The sequence below is a fragment of the Oleiphilus sp. HI0123 genome (assembly GCF_001635315.1).
The window spans coordinates 1-1480 of sequence record NZ_LWGE01001885.1 but is presented as its reverse complement, the minus strand read 5'-3'; the positions used below and the strand labels follow the sequence as shown (position 1 = coordinate 1480).

2 protein-coding genes are annotated in these 1480 nt (G+C 45.3%); both read right to left on the bottom strand.

Features of this window, described 5'->3' with window-relative positions:
* On the bottom strand, window positions 1–1126 hold a 1126-nt coding region (gene metK / locus A3761_RS25135), incomplete at its 3' end, for a methionine adenosyltransferase (protein WP_068751137.1).
* Window positions 1127–1144: 18 nt separating this feature from the next.
* Window positions 1145–1480, bottom strand: a 336-nt coding sequence (locus tag A3761_RS25130) for a class I SAM-dependent methyltransferase (RefSeq protein WP_156492124.1), incomplete at its 5' end; no start/stop codon positions are given.

Here is a 1480-nt window from a genome sequence, read left to right as displayed (position 1 = left end):
CGTTTTCCTTGTAACTATAGGTATGCTCAAAAGGTTCGCGTCCGAAATGTCCATAGGCAGCAGTAATTTGGTACATCGGATAAAGCAATTCTAGTTGATTCTGGATTGCATAAGGTCGAAGATCGAAAACTTCACGGATTATTTTCGCGAGCTCGATATCTGAAACTTTACCAGTTCCAAAAGTATTAACAGAAATAGAAGTTGGTTCAGCAACGCCGATAGCATAAGAAACCTGGATTTCACAACGATCAGCTAAACCCGCAGCAACGACGTTCTTGGCAACATAGCGGCCCATGTAAGCAGCAGAGCGGTCAACTTTTGAAGGGTCNTTTCCAGAGAATGCGCCGCCACCATGTCGTGCCATACCGCCGTAGGTATCAACGATAATCTTACGGCCTGTTAAGCCAGCATCACCGACTGGCCCACCAATTACAAAGTTGCCGGTTGGGTTGATGTGATACAAAGTATTGTCACTTAGCCACTCAGCAGGTAGAACAGGTTTGATAATGTTTTCTAATACTGCTTCACGCAAGTCTTCTAAAGAGATGCTAGGGTCGTGTTGCGTGGACAAAACCACAGCATCCACTTTTGGTGTTTCACCTTCGTAGTTGATGGTCACCTGAGACTTAGCATCTGGACGCAACCAGGGTAGTGTACCGTTCTGGCGAAGCTCAGATTGACGTTGTACCAATAGGTGTGCGTAATAAACGGGAGCGGGCATTAAGCTTGGTGTTTCATTTGTTGCGTAGCCGAACATTAGGCCTTGATCACCAGCACCCTGGTCTTCAGGTTTAGAGCGGTCAACTCCCATGTTGATATCGACTGACTGTTTACCTATGCCATTAAGTACCGCACACGTAGCGCCATCAAAGCCAACATCAGAGCTGTTATAGCCGATGCCAGTAATCACGTCTCGAACAATGTCTTCTAGGTCTACATAGCAGGAAGTAGTCACTTCTCCGGCAACAACGGCCATGCCGGTTTTAACTAGCGTTTCGACGGCAACACGGGCAAGTGGGTCGCGGGCAATGATAGCATCGAGTACTGCATCAGAGATCTGATCTGCAACCTTATCCGGGTGGCCTTCTGATACAGATTCAGAAGTAAATATACTGTATTCGCTCATAGTCGTTTCCTGCACAAATTAGTTAATACTGCTATTGATAGGTTTTATGAATTTTCGTAATTGAATTTGAAAGCCATTACGGAGGCCGATAAATGCATTTTTTTCTTCAATAAAGCCAGCACGTTCTGCCCAGCTAAGTAATTCTTGGGCTTCAAAGCCAAGCCAAAGGTCTCCACAGCTTTCACGAGCCCATTCCTGATTGTGGTGGGCTAAATCACAAATAACCAATGAACTGCCAGGCTTTAAAATTGCATAGACATCAATAAATATTTGAGCAGGGGCGGGAACATGATGTAAAACCATATTCATGACAGCTGCGTCTACTTGCGGCCTTTCGTTTTTGTTGCACAAGTT